At 60.1% G+C, this 16,912-nt stretch carries 16 protein-coding genes; 10 read left to right on the top strand and 6 right to left on the bottom strand.

The features are described from left to right. Nucleotides 1–102 precede the first annotated feature (102 nt). The 3 genes from PSH79_RS16840 to PSH79_RS16830 all read left to right on the top strand — a co-directional run bounded on the left by PSH79_RS16840 (nucleotide 103) and on the right by PSH79_RS16830 (nucleotide 3,163). A complete protein-coding gene (locus PSH79_RS16840; RefSeq protein WP_305438536.1) occupies nucleotides 103–1,461 on the top strand; it encodes an MATE family efflux transporter in 1,359 nt (452 codons plus the stop codon). An 86-nt stretch (nucleotides 1,462–1,547) separates the two neighbouring features. After that, nucleotides 1,548–2,543 (top strand): acyltransferase, encoded by a 996-nt coding sequence (locus tag PSH79_RS16835; RefSeq protein WP_305438535.1) that lies wholly within the window; start codon nucleotides 1,548–1,550, stop codon nucleotides 2,541–2,543. A gap of 62 nt (nucleotides 2,544–2,605) precedes the next feature. Continuing rightward, nucleotides 2,606–3,163, top strand: coding sequence for a YceI family protein (locus PSH79_RS16830; protein ID WP_305438534.1), 558 nt, complete (start codon nucleotides 2,606–2,608; stop codon nucleotides 3,161–3,163). A 19-nt stretch (nucleotides 3,164–3,182) separates the two neighbouring features. Here PSH79_RS16830 and PSH79_RS16825 read toward each other — a convergent pair whose 3' ends face one another. Both PSH79_RS16825 and PSH79_RS16820 read right to left on the bottom strand, forming a co-directional pair. Continuing rightward, nucleotides 3,183–4,220 (bottom strand): AraC family transcriptional regulator, encoded by a 1,038-nt coding sequence (locus PSH79_RS16825; protein ID WP_305438533.1) that lies wholly within the window; start codon nucleotides 4,218–4,220, stop codon nucleotides 3,183–3,185. Between the two features lie 8 nt (nucleotides 4,221–4,228). Next, nucleotides 4,229–5,143, bottom strand: coding sequence for a GGDEF domain-containing protein (locus PSH79_RS16820; RefSeq protein ID WP_305438532.1), 915 nt, complete (start codon nucleotides 5,141–5,143; stop codon nucleotides 4,229–4,231). Nucleotides 5,144–5,548: 405 nt separating this feature from the next. On the opposite strand from PSH79_RS16820, the gene PSH79_RS16815 reads away from it, so the two are divergent. The 6 genes from PSH79_RS16815 (at nucleotide 5,549) to PSH79_RS16790 (ending at nucleotide 12,952) form a co-directional block, all read left to right on the top strand. Further along, entirely contained in the window at nucleotides 5,549–8,092 is a 2,544-nt protein-coding gene (locus PSH79_RS16815; protein WP_305438530.1) for a TonB-dependent receptor, read from the top strand. 60 nt (nucleotides 8,093–8,152) lie between these two features. Beyond that, nucleotides 8,153–10,057, top strand: a complete 1,905-nt coding sequence (locus PSH79_RS16810; RefSeq protein ID WP_305438529.1) for a phytase — start codon at nucleotides 8,153–8,155, stop codon at nucleotides 10,055–10,057. Between the two features lie 91 nt (nucleotides 10,058–10,148). Then, nucleotides 10,149–10,859, top strand: coding sequence for a protein TolQ (tolQ, locus tag PSH79_RS16805; protein WP_305438528.1), 711 nt, complete (start codon nucleotides 10,149–10,151; stop codon nucleotides 10,857–10,859). A gap of 13 nt (nucleotides 10,860–10,872) precedes the next feature. Continuing rightward, on the top strand, nucleotides 10,873–11,319 hold the full coding sequence (gene tolR / locus PSH79_RS16800; RefSeq protein WP_305438527.1) for a protein TolR: 447 nt from the start codon (nucleotides 10,873–10,875) through the stop codon (nucleotides 11,317–11,319). Next, entirely contained in the window at nucleotides 11,316–12,113 is a 798-nt protein-coding gene (locus PSH79_RS16795; RefSeq protein WP_305438526.1) for an energy transducer TonB, read from the top strand. Before tolR ends, PSH79_RS16795 begins: the two co-directional genes overlap by 4 nt. Before the next feature lie 152 nt (nucleotides 12,114–12,265). Next, on the top strand, nucleotides 12,266–12,952 hold the full coding sequence (locus tag PSH79_RS16790; RefSeq protein WP_305438525.1) for a GNAT family N-acetyltransferase: 687 nt from the start codon (nucleotides 12,266–12,268) through the stop codon (nucleotides 12,950–12,952). Nucleotides 12,953–13,021: 69 nt separating this feature from the next. On the opposite strand, the gene PSH79_RS16785 is transcribed toward PSH79_RS16790, so the two are convergent. Further along, nucleotides 13,022–13,462 (bottom strand): hotdog fold domain-containing protein, encoded by a 441-nt coding sequence (locus tag PSH79_RS16785; RefSeq protein ID WP_305438523.1) that lies wholly within the window; start codon nucleotides 13,460–13,462, stop codon nucleotides 13,022–13,024. A gap of 161 nt (nucleotides 13,463–13,623) precedes the next feature. Here PSH79_RS16785 and PSH79_RS16780 point away from each other — a divergent pair, with 161 nt between their 5' ends. Next, a complete protein-coding gene (locus PSH79_RS16780; protein WP_305438522.1) occupies nucleotides 13,624–14,256 on the top strand; it encodes a TetR/AcrR family transcriptional regulator in 633 nt (210 codons plus the stop codon). 172 nt (nucleotides 14,257–14,428) lie between these two features. On the opposite strand, the gene PSH79_RS16775 is transcribed toward PSH79_RS16780, so the two are convergent. From PSH79_RS16775 to PSH79_RS16765, 3 genes are all read right to left on the bottom strand, one after another. After that, nucleotides 14,429–15,022, bottom strand: a complete 594-nt coding sequence (locus tag PSH79_RS16775; protein WP_305438521.1) for a hypothetical protein — start codon at nucleotides 15,020–15,022, stop codon at nucleotides 14,429–14,431. A 91-nt stretch (nucleotides 15,023–15,113) separates the two neighbouring features. Further along, a complete protein-coding gene (locus tag PSH79_RS16770) occupies nucleotides 15,114–15,488 on the bottom strand; it encodes a DUF6124 family protein (protein ID WP_305438520.1) in 375 nt (124 codons plus the stop codon). Between the two features lie 441 nt (nucleotides 15,489–15,929). Then, the gene (locus tag PSH79_RS16765; RefSeq protein ID WP_305438519.1) at nucleotides 15,930–16,871 is read right to left on the bottom strand and encodes a class I SAM-dependent methyltransferase; all 942 of its coding nucleotides are present in this window, start codon (nucleotides 16,869–16,871) and stop codon (nucleotides 15,930–15,932) included. Between the last annotated feature and the right edge of the window lie 41 nt (nucleotides 16,872–16,912).

Here is a 16,912-nt window from a genome sequence, read left to right as displayed (position 1 = left end):
GGAAATATAAACACCCACCTGAAATGTTAATTGCACCCCGTCCCCAACTCACCGAAGCTATCCTTCATAAGCCCTCCCGCCGTCGAGATGGACCTCTATTCAATGCAAACCCCCAGCGCCACCAAACCCCTCTGGCACATCTACCTGCTTTTCCTGGCGCCGATGGTGCTGTCCAACTTTCTGCAATCGATGTCGGGCACGGTCAACAGCATCTACATCGGCCAGATGCTGGGTACCCAGGCGCTGGCGGCGGTATCGGGGATGTTTCCCGTGGTGTTCTTTTTCATCGCCCTGGTGATTGGCCTGGGGGCGGGTGCCGGGGTGTTGATCGGTCAGGCGTGGGGGGCGCGTGAGCCGCATATGGTCAAGGCGATTGCCGGGGCGACGCTGCTACTGGGGGTGTTGATCGGCTTGGTGGCGGCGGTTTTTGGCAGTGTGTTTGCACGCCAGGCACTGGCGGGGTTGGGGACGCCGGCGGATGTGCTGGACGATGCGGTGGCGTATGCCCATGTGATGATGTGGATCTTGCCGTCGCTGCTGGTGTTTGTGCTGTTCACGCAGTTGCTGCGCGGAGTGAGTGACACGCTGTCGCCACTGCTGGCGCTGGTGGTGTCGACCTGCGTCGGGCTGGCACTGACGCCGGCACTGATTCGCGGCTGGTTCGGCTTGCCACAACTGGGGATCCAGAGTGCAGCGTATGCGGGGCTCGCGGGTAACCTGGCGGCGATGGCGTGGCTGGCGTGGCGGTTGATTCGCAAGGGTCACCCGCTGGCGCCGGACCGGGAGTTTTTTGTGGCGTTGCGCCTGGACAGGGTGATTTTGGGCAAGGTGCTGCGCATTGGCCTGCCGACCGGCGTGCAGATGATTGTCCTGTCACTTTCTGAGCTGGTGATTCTGGCCCTGGTCAACCAGCACGGCTCGCAAGCGACAGCGGCGTATGGCGCGGTGACGCAGATCGTCAACTATGTGCAGTTCCCGGCGCTGTCGATTGCGATCACCGCTTCTATCCTCGGGGCGCAAGCCATCGGGGCAGGGCGGCTGGAACGGATGGGGCCGATTCTGCGCACTGGACTCTTGATCAACGTGTGCCTGACCGGCGGCTTGATCGTGCTGGGTTACCTGTTGTCGCACTGGTTGCTGGGGTTGTTCCTGACCGAGGATTCGACCCGGGCGATGGCTGAACATCTGCTGCACATCATGTTGTGGAGCCTGTTGGTGTTTGGCTTTCAAGCGATCATCGGCGGGATCATGCGCGCCAGCGGCACGGTGCTGGTGCCGGTGGTGATTGCGATCATTTGCGTGGTCGGCGTCCAGTTGCCGGCGGCGTATTGGCTGGACGGCCAATATGGCTTGCAGGGTGTGTGGATGGCGTTCCCGGTGGCGTATCTGGGGATGCTGGTGTTGCAGACGCTGTATTACAAACTGGTCTGGCAGCATCAGAAGATCGAGCGGTTGGTTTGATCCATGTAGGAGCAGAAAATTCTGTTCTCGCGGGGCAAAGCGTCGTAGCTTACGCAGCATAAATATAAGGACGTTCGAGGTTGTAATTGGGAGCTTTTCGTCTTCTGTTGGCCGTTCTGGTCGCCGTGTCTCATATGGGCAAGACCATCGCGGGGCTCAATCCCGGCGTGGTCGCGGTCATTTCTTTCTTGATCATCAGCGGTTTTGTAATGACTTCGCTGATTGAGCGCAATTACTACACGCCAGAGAAAATCAGCCTGTTTTATCTGGATAGAGCGCTCAGACTGTATCCCCAGTTCCTGTTGTATTTCGGCATGTCCTGCGCGGTCATTTACTGGCTCTTGCCCGGAACCGGGCAGGCGGCTGAACTGACGTTCTCGCGCATCGCCAGCAGTCTTGCCATCGTGCCGCTGGGTTTCTATATGTTCGGAGTTGCCAGCACATGGATTCTGCCTCCAGCGTGGTCGTTGGGATTGGAGGTTTGTTTCTACCTGCTGATTCCGTTTCTGCTCATCTTCAGGCTGCGAGGCGTTGCGTTCGTCTTGTCTGTCAGCGTTTTTCTAGTGGCATGCTTCGGCTACATCGACACCGATACCTACGGCTATCGACTGTTGCCGGGCGCACTGTTCATGTTTCTTTGCGGGAGTTATTTGTATGGCGCGCGGGCCAGGGGCATGGTCATCGCTGCCAGCACCGCTGGGGTGGTCGCCCTGATATTCGTGGCCATCATGACGGGGTTGATCGAGCGCCGGCCGTTCAACGCTGAGGTCACGCTCGGCATCGCGCTGGGCATTCCGGCTGTATATCTGCTGACCCGGTTCAAGTTCCACCGGGTGGATGAGCTCCTCGGCAACATAAGCTACGGCGTGTTTCTCAACCACTTTGTGGTGATGTACGCCTTGCATGCTCTCTGGCCGGCTGATTACGACGCTCAAAGGGTTATTACGGTGTTGATGCTGTCGTTGCTGTTGAGCTGTGTTTCGTATTACTACGTCGAGCGCCCGGTGCTGGCGCTTCGTCACCGGCTGCGACGCGGTGTCAGGTACGGCGCGACGTCCTCGCACGGCGGCGAGGTGGCGTAACAGCCGGTTGTTTGCTTAAGTCAACCAAGTCCCTCGACGGCCGCGCTGCCCGGAGAAATTCCATGTCGATCCGATTGCTGCTGGCTGCCGCGTTTTGCCTGTGCGCCATCCCTGCCGTGCAGGCTGTCGAGTACAACCGGGTCAACACAACCGCGAGTCAAATCAGTTTCACCTATAACCAGATGGGCTCGCGGATGTACGGCACCTTCGGCAAGTTCGAGGCGACGCTGGCCTTCGACACCGATAACCTCGCCAACGCCCGCACCACGCTGCACATCGATCTCACCAGCATCGACGCCGGTAGTGAAGACGCCAACACTGAATTGGTCAAACCGGCGTGGTTCGACACGCAGCAATTCCCCGTGGCGCTATTCGAATCCACACATTTCACGCAGGTGGCCGAAAATCGCTACCTGGTCGCCGGCCAGCTCACTCTCAAAGGCATCACCCGTGAGGTGCAAGTGCCGGTGGAGTTGAAGCCGGACAGCGCCATCGGCATTTTCGACGGAGAGTTACTGCTCAAACGTGACGAGTTTGGCCTCGGCGCGGGGGAGTGGGCCGACACCGTGGTGTCCAAGGACATCGCCATCAAGTTCAGAGTGGTCGCACCCCAGCAGTGACCCCGGGTTATGCGCAGGATCAATGGCTGCCGAACAGCTGGCGGATGAGATTCGGTGTGCTGCCCGTCCAGCGCTTGAAGGAGCGCCGGAAGTTCGCCGGATCACTGAAACTCAGGTAATCGGCCACTTCCTCGTTGCTCAGCCCTTTGACCTGATACAGGTACAGCGCGACATGCTTGCGCACCAGATCCACCTGTTGCTGGAACCCGGTGTCATGTTTTTGCAGCTTGCGTTTGAGGGTGGCCGGGCTCATCGCGAATGCCTGCGCGGCTTGCTCCAGACTCGGCGGCTGGCGGACCTGATCTTGCAGATGGCGATACAGGCAATCGGTGAAGCTTTCGGCAAACCCCAGTTGCTCGATCTGCCGCAGGGCTTCCTGGCGGGCGACCTGGCCTGCAGTCGCCGAGGCGTCGGGCCAGGGGCGGGCGAGAAACTCGCGAGGAATGCGCATCAAGTCCAGCGGGCGTTTGAACTGAGTCTGCTCACCCAGATGCACCCAATATTGTTCGACGTAGCGCGGCTCGGCATGGCTGAAACTGCATTCCCAGGGCAGGCGCTCGCCGCTGAGCCACTGACTCATGGCCACCAGAGACGTCATGCCCGCTTCCAGCAAAAAACGCCATTGTTCGCCGGCACCGCAACTGTCCAGCCAATAGACATACGCAAAGCGCTCATCCAGCAGCAGGCGAGGCGTCATCAATGGGCTGAGCAGGGCCTGCTGCTGCACCAGCGTATCGAGTGCCTGATGCAGGTTTTGCGCGTGACGCAAGGCGTGGCTGGCGGCGCCGTAGTGACCGGGCAACAAGCGCTGGCCGAAGAGGAAACTGCTGTCATCGGCGTCGAGCAAGCGGCGGCTGTTGTCGATCAGCCCGAGAAACTGCTGCGGGCTGAGGCGCGTCTGGCCGGCCAGAATGTCTTCATGGAACAGGCCTGTACCGCGCAAAAGACGATGGCTGTCGATATCCCGCGACAGGGCCAGGTCAATCAGGGTGGCGGGTTGGTAATGCCCGGGGATGAAGCGGCTGTCAGTTTCGTACCAAGTGGATTTGACGGTCATGGTCGGCCTCAAGCGCTTTTGGCCAAGGGCGACTTGGCGCGGGCCAGTGCCAGGTTGAGGCGTTTGAGCAGCACTTCGGGCGTCTCGTCCAGGGCCATGACCGCCGCCGTGCTGGCCGTCAGTTGCAGGCGTTCGCCATGCTGTCGGGTCTTGTGCGCCAGGGCGTGTACGGCAGCTTGAAGCTCTTGCGCGAGCAGTTGCGCCTGACGCTCGCCGGTGTTGGGCAGTAACACTACAAAGCGATCACCGGCCAATCGGCAGAGCAAATCCTGACGGCGCAGATTGAGCAGTAGCAAATGGCTGAGGGCCTGCAACACTGCATCGCCTTCGGCATGTCCATAGGCCTGATTGATCGCGGCAAAGTTGTCCAGATCCAGCACCAGCAATGACAGCGGTTGCTGGTGCGCGATGCTCTCGCCAAGGCTGTCGGCCAGTTGCCGCTTGAGATAGTCGGCACCGCCCAGCGGGGTGAGCTTGTCGAACAGGCGATGTTCGCGGAACAGCCGCTCGCGTTTTTCCATTTGCGCGCTGATCGCCAGTTGCTCGTGGTGCCAGTGATAGATGCCAATGGTGAGCAGAATCATGCCCACTGGCATCGGCCCCGACTCCAGCCAGTGATCCCAGGTGATGCTGTCGGGCAGGCGGATGAATTCGTCGAGGCTGTCGATCCACCAGGAAAAGAAGATGCAGCTCAAGCCCAGCGCCAGGTAGTTGGTCACGCGTCCGGCCGGACGACTTTTCAGTACCAGCCCCAGCCAGACCAGTGCCAACAGCGCCGACCCGCCTTCGCCAATGATGTCCAGCCAGACCCATTCGCTGAATGACTTCAGGTCCCCGCAGGCCAGATGCAGAAGCAAACCGAGGTTGGCCGCCAGCAGCAATGCAGCGAGTTTCCAACGGTGAGGTTTGAGCACAGAGAACATGGCCGCGATCCTTTGGCGAAGAAGCAATGCGCGCCAGCACAGCAGATGTTTGTGACAGCCGGGTGACGGTGAGGGGAGGTCGAATCAGCTCACCGGCCAGTGCAATATTTCTTCAAGAACACCACGTCCCCTGTAGGAGTGAGCCTGCTCGCGATAGCGTCAAGTCAGCCAATATTAATGGTGACTGGAAAAACGCAATCGCGAGCAGGCTCACTCCTACAAGTGCCGTGGTGAGTGGAAGAGGTCATTTCAGCTCATTTGCACAGACAAACCGCAGCAAATGCCCGGTTTACAAGGCTCGACCGTCAACCCTGTCACAGAAGCGTCATCCGCCGCCCCTAGCTTGCCCTCTCAGTTGCCGGGCCATTTGCCTGGCCTGACCGGACTCTTTGGGGGAGAACAATCATGTACCAGCGCAGCAGTCATCCGCGCAGCGTCACCGTCGGGCTCTTCAGTTTCGCCCTGACCGCATTGGCCATGGCGATGGCCAGTGAGCGCCTGCACGCCGCCGACGCCAACGCCAACGTCGAGCACGTCGAAGTCGTCGGCCAGGCCGCCAGCATCGACTCGGCGCTCAAACAGCAGCGCCGCTCCGACAGCATCGAAAGCGTGGTGCATGCCGACGGCGTGGCGCAGTTGCCGGACGAGAACGTCGCTGAAGCGGCGCAGCGTTTGCCGGGCATCAGCGTTGAACGTGATCAGGGCGAGGGGCGTTTTGTCAGCGTGCGTGGCCTGGGGCCGGACCTGAACAGCGTGACCATCAACGGCACGCTGGTGCCGTCGCCGGAAAGCGAACGCCGCGCCGTGGCCCTCGACGTGTTGCCCTCGGAGCTGGTGCAGTCGCTGTCCGTGATCAAGACCCTGACTCCGGACATGGACGCCAACTCGCTGGGCGGCACGGTCGACGTCAAAAGCCTTTCGGCCTTCGATCACAAAGGCCTGTTCTATACCGGCGGCACTGAAGCCAGTTACGACAAGAACAGCCACCAGACCAGCCCGAAATTTTCCGGCGCAATCAGTGACCGTTTCAGCCTCGGCGACGGCATCGACAACTTCGGTGTGGCCGCCGCGCTGAGCTGGCAGAAGCGCGACTTCGGTTCCGACAACGTTGAAACCGGCGGCGCCTGGGATTTCCAGCGCGGTGCGCAATTGGAAGAATTCGAACAGCGTGACTACGACATCAGCCGCGAACGCACCGGCGGCGGTCTGAACTTCGATTACAAGCCCGACGACCTGAGCAGCTATTACCTGCGCACTCTCTACAGCCGCTACAAGGACAGCGAAACCCGCAACGCCACCAGCATCGAATTTGCCGAGCCGCAAGCCGCCGGTGTGCTGGGCGACGCCGAAGGCTCTCGCAAACTCAAGCAGCGTGAAGAAACCCAGGAAATTCAGTCCTACGTGTTCGGCGGCGAACGCATGATCGGTCTGTGGACCCTCAGCGGCCAGGCCGGTTACAGCCGCTCCAGCGAAGACAGCCCCGGCCACATCGCCAACGCGGTGTTCGCGGGCAATGACGATTTCAGCGACAGCGGTTTTTACAGCAACGACAAGCCACGGCCGATCATTGGCCAAGGCTTCTACGACGCCAACAACTTCAGCCTCGACAAGGTCGACTGGGAAAAGCAGAACACCACCGACACCGAGAAAAACCTGCGCCTGGATCTGGCCCGTGACTATGACTTGAGCGGCTATGCGTCTCAGGTCAAGTTCGGCGGCAAAGTCAGCCGCCGCAACAAGGACAACGACCTCGACGCCTGGGTTTACGAAGACTTCGATGATCTCGGCTTCAGCGACGACCAGCTCAACCTCAGCCGCTTCGCCAAGGGCTCGGTGGATTATCGTCTCGGCCAGTTCGGGCCGGGCATCAGCGGCAGTGCGATCAAGAACCTGATCGGCGGGCTGAACCGCGACGACTTCTATGACGAGACCGAATCGACCGTCAACGACTTCAAGATGCGCGAGGACATCAACGCCGGCTACCTGATGAACACGATCGACATCGACGACTGGCGCTTCATTGCCGGCCTGCGTTACGAGGGCACCGAGTTCGAAGCCAAAGGCACTGGCGCCACCGACGGCGACTTTGAGGCCACCGAAACCAAGCGTCGTTACCACCACTGGCTGCCGGGCCTGCACGCGCGCTATCAGCTGGACAAAAACACTCAGGTTCGCGCGGCGTGGACCAAATCCGTGGTGCGCCCGACCTTCGGCCAACTGGCGCCAGGCTTTGTCATCGATGATGACGAGGCAACGTTCGGCAACCCGGACCTCAAGCCGCTGGAATCGAGCAACCTCGACCTCGGTATCGAGCACTACATGGGGCATGCCGGTACGGTGTCGGCGTTCGTGTTCTACAAAGACATCAAGAACTTCGTTTACAACACCGACCTGGCCGGCACGGGCGCATGGGCCGATTTCTCCGAAGCGCACACCTTTGCCAATGGTGACAGCGCCAAGCTCTATGGCCTGGAGCTGGCCTACTCGCAGAAATTCGACTGGCTGCCGGCACCATGGAACGGCTTGCTGCTCGGCGCCAACACCACGTTCAGCCGCTCTGACGCTGAAATCGAAGGCTTCGATGCCGCCAGCGGGCGCAACCGCAAGCGCAGCATTGATCTGCCGAGCCAGTCCGACACTGTGGGCAACCTGATGCTCGGCTGGGAGAACGACAAGGTCAGCCTGCGCCTGTCGGCCAACTACAAATCCGACTACCTCTACGAACTGGCCTCGATCAACGACAAGGCCCACGACCTGCACGTCGATGCACAGACCTTCGTCGATTTCAGCGCGCGCTATTCGCTGAGCAAAAATCTGCAACTGAGCTTCGAGGCGCAAAACCTCACCGACGAGCCGTACTTCGTCTCTACCGGCCAGCGCTCCTACAACGGCCAGTACGAAGAGTACGGCCCGACCTACAAGCTCGGCCTGACCTTCACCCACTTCTAAGCCTCGGAGGGCGGCCGGGTGCCGCCGTCGATCCATGCACGACAAGGATTCTGCCGGTTCATGAGTATTTTTCTGCGACACAAACAGTGGTTGCTGGGCGCACTGATCGCGCTGACCGCCGGCCAGACGCTGGCCGCCACACCGAGCCTGACGCTCACACCGTGGGCGCCGACACTGAAGCTTGAAGAACTGAGTTTTTTGCCGGGTGACCTGCGCCTGGGCGTCGGCCCTGCCGAGGGCTTGTTGCTGCTCGATAACCAAGGTGCAGAGCTGGCGCGCCTGCAAGGTTCTTTCAGCAGTCTGGACAGTCGCGCCGATGATCGCCGGGTGTGGGTGGCCAGCCTCGACAACGCCAGCCAGCAGGCGCTGGTGGTCGGACTTGATCCGGCCAAGCGCACTTGGGGCACACCGCTGCATTTGCCCGCGCGGGATTTTGCGATCAACGGCGTGTGCCTGTATCGCGATGACGCCGACAACCTGTTCGTGTTTCTGGTGGGCGAGGAGGGCAAGGGCGAGCAATGGCTGGTGGGCGGGGGCGCGAAGCTGAACGCACAGGCGCAACGAGTGCGCGGTTTGCCGCTGCCACCGTCGGCGAAGTTCTGTCGGGTCGATGACGCCGCGCATCAATTGGTGGTCAACGAAGAGAATGTTGGCTGGTGGGCTTACCCGGCGCAGGCTGAAGGCGATGTAACGCGTTCGCCAGTGGCCATGCGCGAACCGTTCGGTCAGATCAAAAGCGAGGCCGGCGCCGTCGCGCTGGTGCCTGGCGGCATTGTCGGCCTCGATCCGAAAGCCGCGCAATTGCATCTGTTTCAGCAACAGGGTGAGCGCTGGACGGTGCAGGCAACGTTACCTGTGCCGGGCCTGAAAGAACCGGACAACATCGCCCTGCGCGAAACCGGCAAAGGCCTGCAAGTGTTGATCCGCGACGATGACGATGGCCGTGTCTATCAAGGCGACCTCGACTGGCGCGCCACACCGTTGGCATTGCCGCCAGTGCTGCCGAACGTCGCGGCGCAAGTGCAGAGCGACCCGGTGGCACGTCAGGGCGATGCGGCGGACGATCCGGCGATCTGGGTGCATCCGCAGCAGCCATCCCTCAGCCGCGTGCTCGGCACCAACAAGAAGCAAGGTCTGCTGGTGTATGACCTGCAAGGCAAGTTGGTGCAGGAGTTGCCGGTCGGGCGCTTGAACAACGTCGACGTGCGAGCGAACTTCAAACTCGGCGAGCAGACCGTCGATCTGGCGGTGGCCAGCCATCGCGATCACAACAGCCTCAGCCTGTTCGCCATCGACCGCCGCAGTGGCGAGTTGCGCGACATCGGTGAAGTGCCGACGCCGCTCAAAGACATCTATGGCATTTGCCTGTTCCAGCCCGCCAGCGGCGAGACCTACGCGATCGCCAACGATAAGGACGGCACCTTCCTGCAATACCGCCTCGGTGCGCCGAACGGCAAGGTGCAGGGTGAGTTGGTGCGCCAGTTCAAGGTCGACAGTCAGCCCGAAGGGTGTGTCGCCGACGATCAGCGTCAGCGCCTGTTCCTGGGTGAAGAGGACGTCGGCGTCTGGGCGGTGGATGCCCGCGCCGATCAGCCTGCGACCCTCGCCAGTGTGATCAAGGTCGGTGGCCCGTTGCATGCCGATGTCGAAGGTCTGGCGTTGTACCAGAGCGCGGCGCGTGACTATCTGGTGGTGTCCAGCCAGGGCAACGACAGCTATCTGGTGCTGGATGCCGAACCGCCATTCGCCGTGCGCGGTGCGTTCCGGGTGGGCCTCAACGCGGATGCAGGCATAGACGGCGCCTCGGAAACCGACGGTCTGGAAGTCACTTCAGCCAACCTCGGCGGGCCGTGGAGCAAAGGCTTGCTGGTGGTGCAGGACGGCCGCAAGCGCATGCCCGAGCAAAGCCAGAACTTCAAGTTCGTGCCGTGGGATGAAGTCACCCAGGCGCTGAAGTTGCCCTGAGCTGTCATCAATCGGTCATTTGTTTTTCATCGAATAGCGACGCGGTCGACGTCTCTGGCGACGACCGCCATTGCCCACAAGGAGTTTCACCATGCAGGCCACACTCGAACACATGACAATCTGGGGGCTGATCAGCGATGCGAGCCTGTTGGTCAAGGCCGTGATGCTCATTCTGCTGCTGGCCTCGATGCTCAGTTGGTATCTGATCGTGCTGCGCAGTCGCGTGCTGCAACAACGTGAGCGACGCCTGAATGATTTCGTCCAGCGTTTCCGCCACACCCCGGAGCTGTTGCCGCTGTATCGCGAGTCGGCGCAGGTGGCGGTGGCCGAGGCCGGGATCGAGCCGATCTTCAATGCCGGATTTGCCGAGTTCAATCACCTGAACCGGCACGCTGACGGCAACGCCGATGCGGTCCAGGAAGGTGTCGAACGCGCACTGCACGTCGCCATCAGCGAGCAGGAAGTGCAACTGGAAAAGGGTTTGCAGTTTCTCGCCACGGTCGGTTCGGTCAGCCCTTACATCGGTCTGTTCGGCACCGTGTGGGGGATCATGAACTCGTTCCTCGGTTTGTCTCAGGTGCAGCAAGCCACGCTGTCGACGGTGGCGCCGGGGATTGCCGAAGCGTTGATCGCCACGGCCATCGGCTTGTTTGCGGCGATCCCGGCGGTCATCGCCTACAACCGCTTTTCGGCACGCAGCCAGACTTTGCTCACCCGTTACTACGCTTTTGGCAACGAGCTGCAAGTGCGCCTGCATCGGCAATTGCACGGCTCGCCGTTGAACCTCGCCGCTGCGGCCTGAAAGGAGAAACACGATGCTAGTCAGGCCGCAACGCAAGCACGGGCCAAAGGCCGAAATGAACGTGGTGCCGTACATCGACGTGATGCTGGTACTGCTGGTGATTTTCATGGTCACTGCGCCGATGCTCACCCAAGGCGTGAAAGTCGAACTGCCGAAGATCGCCAGCGAAGCCCTGGCTACCGACACGCGCCAGCAAATCCTGACGTTGTCGGTGAAAGCCGAGGGTGGTTATTACTGGAATCTGGGCGGCGAACTCGACACCCAACATCAGACCGACAGTGCCGTGGCCCTTGATGAAATGCGCGCCAAGGTCGAACAGATTGTCGCGCAGCGGGCTGACACGCAGGTGTACATCCGCGCCGACAAGGACGCCGGTTACGGCAGTGTCGTGGCGGCCATGGCGGCGTTGCAACAGGGTGGTGTCAGTAATCTCGGGCTGGTGACCGAGGCCCCGCAATGACGGCGATGATCATGCACAGTCCTGCAACGATTTGCGCGCCGATGCCGCGCAGCCATTTCTGGCAACACAGTCTCGCGGCGACGCTGGCGGTGGCCTTGCACGTCGTGGTGCTGGTGCTGCTGATCAGCGCCTGGTCGCCGTCGCCACCGCAGGTTCAGCCACCTCGGGTGATGACCACTCAACTGGTGATGGTCGCGCCGCCCGTCGCGCAACCGCCCGCGCCGGAACCGACGCCAGCACCGGCCATCGAGTCGGTTGCGGCGGCGCCGGTCGAACCCGTCAAACCAAAGGCCGAGCCGGCAGCGCAAACGCAAAAAATCGAACAGGCGGCCTTGGCGCGCAAGCGAGTGGACGAGCGCAAACGCGAGCAACTGGCAGAGCAACAACGCGAGCAAGCGCGCCAGCGTGAAGACGACGCCGCCCGGCAACGTCAGGCGCAACAACAGGCTGCGCAGCAACGGGCAAGTCAGGCACAGCAGCAAGCGCAGCAGGCCGAACGCGCGCGCCAGCAGGCACTGGCCGACAGCCGCCAATATCTGCCGCTGAGCAAAGAAGCGCCGGAGTATCCGGAGCGAGCGCTGGATAAAAACATCGAAGGTGATTGCTCCGTGGAGTACACGGTCAACCCGCAAGGCCGGGTCGAAAACCCCAAGGTGCTGGACGGCTGCCATCCATTGTTCATCCGCCCGTCACTGGCCGCGGCGCAAACCTTCCGTTATCAGCCGCGGATCATCGACGGCGTCGCCGTGTCAGTGCCGGCGGTGCGCAATACCTTTCACTACCGGATCAAGTGAGCGGGGCAACCTTCGTTTCAGGAGCTGCCGCAGGCTGCGATCTTTTGACCTTGGTTTTCAAGATCAAAAGATCGCAGCCTGCGGCAGCTCCTACGGGGGATTGTGCTGCGACAAGGTATGATGTCGCGGTTTTCCGCCGGAGGTCGCTCGTCATGCCACGCATCACCCACTACAAAACCCCATGCCCCGAAGGCGTCAACAGCCAGATTCTGCAAATGGTCGTCGACTACCTGACCGACATCAGCGCCGTGGGGCTTGGCCCGAGCAACCTGCTGTACAACGTCTATCAGTACGCCGTGGGCTACGAGGTGCATCTGTATCTGGAAGCGTTGAATGGCGAGAAGGGTACTGATGTGGAATTGCTGGTTGCCACCGATGACGACGACCCGGAGCAAGTCGTCGGTTTCCTTTTGTACCTGCCGGTGCAGGGCGATTGGGAGGCGTGCAGCGTCGCCTATATGGCCGTGCGCGAAGGGCATCGGCGTCAGGGCGTGGCGCGGGCAATGATCAGTGAAATGGTCGGGCGTTATCCCCACGCCGAACTGGCCTGCACCGTCGGCAAAGTCCCGTATTTCGAGGCGCTGGGCTTTGAAGTGATCGGTCAGCGCGAGACGCAAGTGCTGATGAGCAGGCGGCATTACCGCAGCAACGGCTTGCATGGGTTCATCGACACCATGCCCATCTACCGTTCGCTGGAGGTGCAGCAGATCCATACCTATCTGCTACAGAAAAACGGCAAGCGCGCCATGCTCGATGCCGAGAAGCAGCGTGATCGCCATCTCGATCAAACCACGCGTCACACCGAGGAATTTGTCCGCCAACGGCTGACCGTTCACTGATCAGCCATAGGCATCCCGAAAGCCCTTGTTGCGAGTCCGGCAGCAGGGGCTTTTTTGTGGCCGTAGTGTTCAGGCAAGTTTCACGTTCATGGTGATCCGCGCCGTGAACACGTGTTTGCCCTCGGTATCGTGAATGTCCACGGTGACGATCTTGTCGCCTTCGCTCTGCCAATCGACACCGTCGCCAGTGGCCACGGCCGTCACATCGGTTTTCGCCTTGGCCAGGTATTCCACGGTCATGCCTTTGGGAATCCAGCGGGCGCCGGCCGGGATCGAAACGTCAGTCATCATCCCGGCCGCGAGTTCCGCCGCGTTGCACATGGCGATCGCATGCACAGTGCCCAAATGATTGGTGATCTCGCGGCGAAACGGCACTTGCACCGTCGCGGCATTCGCGCGCAGCTCGGTCACCAATGGATTGATGTTGCTGAAGTACGGCGCAACCTGACAGGCCATCTGGCTGAAGGCCTGCGGGCCTGCGCTGTTGAACATGCTGAGAAACTGGCTCATGGAGAAACCTCACTGGAAGCGTTTTGCGGAATTATGTTCCGTTACAGAATATTGTTCTGTAACGGAACGGTATTCTGTCTGTGGGAAATCTGTCAACCTAGGCGTGTTTTTGCCATAGGCACTGCATGCCTTTTCAACTCCATATTTCAGGCTTGAGCAGCATGGACACCGCAGATTTACTTGAACGCAGCTACCCGGGCCGCCGGGCCGAACTCAAGCGCGATATTTTTCGCAAGGCCCTGAGCCTGTTCAACGAGCAGGGTATCGAAGCCACCACCATCGATATGATCCGCGCCGAATGCGATACCAGCGTCGGTGCGATCTACCACCATTTCGGTAACAAGGAAGGCCTGGTGGCGGCGCTGTTCTTTACCGCCCTTGAGGATCAGGCGCGCCTGCGTGACGCCTATCTGGACGCGGCAAACACCACTGAAGAAGGCGTGCAGGCGCTGGTGTTCAGCTATGTCGATTGGGTCGAGCGCCAGCCGGAGTGGGCGCGGTTTCAGTACCACGCGCGGTTTGCCGTGACCAAGGGCCCGTTCAAGGACGAATTGGCCGAGCGCAACAAGACGCGCAATGTGCGTCTGCGTGAGTGGCTGGCCGAGTCCGGGCGCGCCGCAGAGCTCAAGTCGCTGCCAGCCGAACTGTTGCCGTCGCTGATCATCGGCCAGGCCGACAGTTATTGCCGAGCCTGGTTGGCAGGAAGGGTGAAGGGCAGTCCAATGGCGTACCGCGAGTTGCTGGCGCAAGCAGCGTGGCAGTCGATTCGCAGTGACAACGACCCTTCGCGCTGATTTTCGATTACAGCGGGGCGACGGTGCTGAGTTCGACGTTGTTGCCCGAGTCGGAGTTGCGTGATCCCGGGCAGCAACTGAATGTCGCCCGAGAACTCGGCACTCAAATGGCCAAGTAACCTCTGTAAAAGCTGCCGAAGGCTCGGGCCGCGATCGGCTCCTACAGAGTCGATCAATCTGGTATCGAGCGAATGATGTCGGCCAAATCATCCTTGGTTATTTCATTGGCTTTGATAGCGGCGGCGATGTCTTTTTTGGAAAGCGGGAAACGCTTGAAAATGTCTTTCAAATTGTCCGCATCAACATTGGCCAACCAGAGCGGATCAATAAAGGAACCGCCATACTCAGGTTTCATCGGTACTTCTTCGTGGGCAATAGCTCCTTTGTGGTTGAGATACACCACATAACGATCATGCCCTTCAGGAAAACTTTTATCGTGATATAGCGTGGTACCTAGAGGCAGGACATAGTAATTCTCGTCGCCATTCGGACCTTCGATCAGCAACGGTTCTTTCGTTTTGATCATTTTCATATCGTGACGGCTCGAAACATCGCCAAGCATCAGAAAAGCCATAAAGATCGCACTGACCGATAGAAATGCCACCACCCACAGACTAAGTTGCCTGTTCGTAAAAAATTTCCTTATCACTTTGCGCCTCGGTATTCCCTTCGAGCATGGCTGGTAAATCAGCGGGCATGAAAACGCTTGCGGTGTATTGATCATGCCGACGCTCTGCGTAGGAATGATCGAAAACAGATTATCCATGCAGTTTGCGGATTGATATAAAAAACGCGACCCCTGATTTTGGGTCGCGTTTTCCTGGATTGGCTTGGAAAAACTGTGGTGAGGGAGTTACCTAAGGTTGCAGTTCCACGTGATCGAGGGCCTGGTTGACGGCCAGTTCACCCAGCATCACGATTTGGGCGATGCCCAGAGCGGTTTTGCGATGTGAGGGCGGCAGCGCGGCGGCGAAGTTGTTGAGCATTTCGCTGGCCGAGCCGAGGGTTTCGCTGGCGTTGGCCAGCAGGGATTCGGTGTTGTACCTGGGGTTGGCGAAGTACATGGACTCCGGCTCGTTGGCGCTGGACATGATGCCAGCACCGGGATTGAGGTAGTAATCAAGGGCGCGGTCGGCGGCTTCGTGGAGTTTTTTGCTGTCGACTGAGGCGTAGGGGGATGTGGTGTCGGTGGTGGCTTTTGATTCTGGCGGGTTGGGTGTTGGTTTTTTCATGGTGGAACTCCGATCCTGAAGTGGAGCTGGCCCATTCGGTTTCCGAACGAATAGGTGGCAGCTGTACGCAGGCTGGAAACCCGGGGAACGGAGAACCCGGTTGACCCGAAGGTCTCCCGCGCACAGCCGCCATAACGGAGTGCACACACTGAAGGTGCGCAAGCATACGTTATGAAAGGCGCTTATGCGCTCGGTTCACGTCGGGGTTTCCAATCCCGGTCACTGAATTGGCAGCGACGAGCACAGGCTAGAGACCTGACGTCCGACGGACAACCTGAAAACATTGTGGGAAGGTTCTGCAAATTCGAAACAACCTTTAAACATCCCGAATTGAAATACGCAGGAAGCTGCGGCGGGTTGCGATCTTTTGATCTGGTTTTTAAAAGGGCAGGATCAAAAGATCGCAGCCTGCGGCAGCTCCTACAGGGGATATTTGTAGTGTCAGCTGGTGCGTTGGAAGACCAAGGCTTTCAGGCCGCTTTGCGGGTCGATATCCGGGAACTCTGGCGGATTTTCAAGTCGCTGTTCGAAGCGCAGGCTCGGCGCCTCCTGCGTCACGCCGTCAATCAAAAAGTCCGAGCCGAACGCCGGATCATTCATGCACGCCAGCACCACACCGTCAGCCGTCAGCAACTCCGGCAGACGCCGCAGCACGCGCTGGTAATCCTTGGTCAGCAGAAAACTGCCTTTCTGAAACGACGGCGGGTCGATGATCACCAGGTCATACGGGCCGCTGTTGATCACCTTGCCCCAGGACTTGAACAGATCGTGGCCGAGAAAGCTGACTTTGCTCAGGTCATGCCCGTTCAGACGGTGATTGTCGCGGCCGCGGCTCAACGCCGCGCGTGACATATCGAGGTTGACCACATGACTGGCGCCACCTTCGATGGCCGCCACGGAAAAGCCGCAGGTGTAGGCAAACAGGTTCAGCACGCGCTTGCCGGTTGCCTGTTCGCGCACCCAATTGCGCCCGTAACGCATGTCGAGAAACAGCCCGGCGTTCTGCTTGCGACCGAGATCAACGCGGTATTGCAAGCCGCCTTCGACGACGGTCATTTCGTCGATTTCATCGCCCACCAGCCATTCGGCGGTGCTCTGCGGCAGGTAACGATGCTGAATCAACAAGGTATGCGCGCCGGCCTGTTGCCACTCATTCGAACCGCTGATGTCCAGCAGCAAGCGCTTGAGGTCTTCAAGCTGTTCCGGCGCCGGCTCCTTGAACAACGACACCAGCACCACGCCTTGCAGCCAGTCCACGGTCAACTGCTCCAGCCCCGGCCAGCAACGTCCGCGGCCGTGGAACAGGCGGCGAGTCTCGCTCGGTGCCGCCGCGAGCGCGGGCAGCAAATGGGCGTGGAGGGTGGCAAGGGCTTCAGGGTTCATCGGTCACGGTCGGCAAGCAAAAGGGCCGGCATTTTAACCAC

It is taken from the genome of Pseudomonas sp. FP2196, assembly GCF_030687715.1.
GTDB lineage: Bacteria > Pseudomonadota > Gammaproteobacteria > Pseudomonadales > Pseudomonadaceae > Aquipseudomonas.
This window is presented reverse-complemented; position numbering and strand designations above follow the sequence as displayed.

What these genes read in the sequence shown, in the direction of transcription:
- PSH79_RS16840 (WP_305438536.1), top strand. Translation starts at nt 103, where the DNA reads ATGCAAACCCCCAGCGCCACCAAACCCCTCTGGCACATCTACCTGCTT.
- PSH79_RS16830 (WP_305438534.1), top strand. Translation starts at nt 2,606, where the DNA reads ATGTCGATCCGATTGCTGCTGGCTGCCGCGTTTTGCCTGTGCGCCATC.
- PSH79_RS16825 (WP_305438533.1), bottom strand. Translation starts at nt 4,220, where the DNA reads ATGACCGTCAAATCCACTTGGTACGAAACTGACAGCCGCTTCATCCCC.
- PSH79_RS16820 (WP_305438532.1), bottom strand. Translation starts at nt 5,143, where the DNA reads ATGTTCTCTGTGCTCAAACCTCACCGTTGGAAACTCGCTGCATTGCTG.
- PSH79_RS16815 (WP_305438530.1), top strand. Translation starts at nt 5,549, where the DNA reads ATGTACCAGCGCAGCAGTCATCCGCGCAGCGTCACCGTCGGGCTCTTC.
- PSH79_RS16810 (WP_305438529.1), top strand. Translation starts at nt 8,153, where the DNA reads ATGAGTATTTTTCTGCGACACAAACAGTGGTTGCTGGGCGCACTGATC.
- tolQ (WP_305438528.1), top strand. Translation starts at nt 10,149, where the DNA reads ATGCAGGCCACACTCGAACACATGACAATCTGGGGGCTGATCAGCGAT.
- tolR (WP_305438527.1), top strand. Translation starts at nt 10,873, where the DNA reads ATGCTAGTCAGGCCGCAACGCAAGCACGGGCCAAAGGCCGAAATGAAC.
- PSH79_RS16795 (WP_305438526.1), top strand. Translation starts at nt 11,316, where the DNA reads ATGACGGCGATGATCATGCACAGTCCTGCAACGATTTGCGCGCCGATG.
- PSH79_RS16790 (WP_305438525.1), top strand. Translation starts at nt 12,266, where the DNA reads ATGCCACGCATCACCCACTACAAAACCCCATGCCCCGAAGGCGTCAAC.
- PSH79_RS16785 (WP_305438523.1), bottom strand. Translation starts at nt 13,462, where the DNA reads ATGAGCCAGTTTCTCAGCATGTTCAACAGCGCAGGCCCGCAGGCCTTC.
- PSH79_RS16780 (WP_305438522.1), top strand. Translation starts at nt 13,624, where the DNA reads ATGGACACCGCAGATTTACTTGAACGCAGCTACCCGGGCCGCCGGGCC.
- PSH79_RS16775 (WP_305438521.1), bottom strand. Translation starts at nt 15,022, where the DNA reads ATGGATAATCTGTTTTCGATCATTCCTACGCAGAGCGTCGGCATGATC.
- PSH79_RS16770 (WP_305438520.1), bottom strand. Translation starts at nt 15,488, where the DNA reads ATGAAAAAACCAACACCCAACCCGCCAGAATCAAAAGCCACCACCGAC.
- PSH79_RS16765 (WP_305438519.1), bottom strand. Translation starts at nt 16,871, where the DNA reads ATGAACCCTGAAGCCCTTGCCACCCTCCACGCCCATTTGCTGCCCGCG.